Source organism: Variovorax sp. 20P10.2.4, from assembly GCF_058244205.1.
In genome coordinates this window covers 1-1,787 of sequence record NZ_JBZAYE010001007.1, presented here as the reverse complement: position 1 = coordinate 1,787, position 1,787 = coordinate 1, and the positions used below count along the sequence as shown (strand labels likewise).

The following is a 1,787-nucleotide window of genomic DNA, read 5'->3' as shown; positions in this document are numbered from 1 at the left end:
CGAGCAGCAGCGCTGCCGCCGCCGCCCGCGGATACGGAATGCCTGTGTGCATCACTGAAGCCCGCGGCCTCAGTTGCGGTCGGCGCGCGCCGGACGCATCGGCTGTGCGGCGGCCATGTTGCTGCTGCCCGAGTCCTGCGACATCGCAGTGCCGCGCATCGGAGCCGGTGCCGGGGTGGCGGCCATGGTGTTGTTCTGCGGCGTGGTGCCGGTGGTGCCCATCGGGCCGCCCGCGGGGCTCTGCTGGCCGGCGGCGGTGGCCGGGTTCGGCGGCGCGGTGGTGGGCGGGTTGCCCTGCGCGAAGGCGGCGCCGGCGGCGGTGAGTGCGAGGGCTGCGATCAGGTGAGACGTGCGATTCATGGAAATGCTCCTTGGGGAAATCCGGCAAGGCCGGAAGGTTGAGATCCGCCGGACCGGATGCCCGACATGGATCAACTTAGGCCCCACGAAAAATCGCCAGGTCAGTTCGCGGCGCGGCCTCCTGTAGGAGCGCGACACCCCAAAACGGCACGGGCCGGGCGTGCGCGACGCCCGGCCCGTGCCGGCAAATGCCATTCGGTGGCGTTGGCTACTGCGGCTTCTTCTTCAGGCTGATGACCTGCGGCTGCGTCACCGCCTTGAGCCCGTCGATGCCGAACTCCAGGCCCCAGCCCGAGCCCTTGACGCCGCCGAAGGGCACCATCGGGTGGATCGCGCCGTGCTGGTTGATCCACACGGTGCCGGCCTCGATGCGCGACGCGACCGCGCGCGCCTGCTCGATGTCGGTGCCCCAGACCGAGGCGCCCAGGCCCACGTCGACGCGGTTGGCCTGCGCGATCGCGTCGTCGATGTCGCGGTAGCGGATCACCGGCAGCACCGGGCCGAACTGCTCCTCGTCGACCAGGCTCGCGCCGTCCGCGATGTCGGTGACCAGCGTGAGCGGATAGAAGTTGCCGGCACCCGCGCGCGGCTCGCCGCCGCAGACGATGGTCGCGCCGCCGGCGCGCGCCTCGTCGACCAGCCGGCGCACCTTGTCGAACTGCATGCGGTTCTGGATTGGGCCCATCGCGATGCCGGGCTGCGCGCCGTCGCCCATCGGCATCGCCTCGGCAATCGCCTTGAGCTCGGCCACCACCGCGTCGTGCAGCGCATCGGGCACGTACAACCGCTTGGCGCAGGCGCAGGTCTGGCCCATGTTGAGGAAGGCGCCCCAGAACAGGTCCATGGCGATGGCCTTCGGGTCGGCATCGGGCAGCACGATGGCGGCGTCGTTGCCGCCGAGCTCGATGGTGGTGGGCGTGAGGTTGCGCGCCGCGGCGGCCGCGATCTTCGCGCCGGTGGCGCTCGAGCCGGTGAACATGATCTTGTCGATGTCGGGGTTCTCGACCAGCCAGCCGCCGACCTCGCCGGTGCCGCTGACGGTGTTGAGCACGCCGGGCGGCAGCACCTCGGCGATCAGCCGCACCATCTCGAGCGTGCCGATGCTGGTGTATTCCGAGGGCTTGATGACCACCGTGTTGCCCGCGCGCAGCGAGGGCACGATCTGCCAGATGGCGATCAGCAGCGGCCAGTTCCACGGCGCGATCGCCGCGATCACGCCGAAGGGCTTGCGGTGCATCTCGTCGCGGCGCGTGGCGTCCTCGAACACCACGTCCACCGGCATCTCGAGGCTGGCCGGCACCTGGGTCCAGGCCTCGCAACCGAACAGCTCGAAGCGCGCGCCCGGCACCTCGGTGGGGCCGACGCCGCCCAGCGGCTTGCCCTGCTCGCGCGTGACCCAGCCGGCCAGGTACTCGGCATTGCCGTGC

Annotated in this window: 2 protein-coding genes; both read right to left on the bottom strand. The window is 71.1% G+C overall.

The window, feature by feature from the left end; all coding sequences use genetic code 11:
- Nucleotides 1-69: 69 nt before the first annotated feature.
- Entirely contained in the window at nucleotides 70-360 is a 291-nt protein-coding gene (locus tag AC27VN_RS40470; protein ID WP_490880360.1) for a proteophosphoglycan ppg4, read from the bottom strand.
- 208 nt (nucleotides 361-568) lie between these two features.
- Nucleotides 569-1,787: aldehyde dehydrogenase family protein (locus tag AC27VN_RS40465; RefSeq protein ID WP_490880359.1), on the bottom strand; the 1,219-nt coding region annotated here is incomplete at its 5' end.

What these genes read in the sequence shown, in the direction of transcription:
- AC27VN_RS40470 (WP_490880360.1), bottom strand. Translation starts at nt 360, where the DNA reads ATGAATCGCACGTCTCACCTGATCGCAGCCCTCGCACTCACCGCCGCC.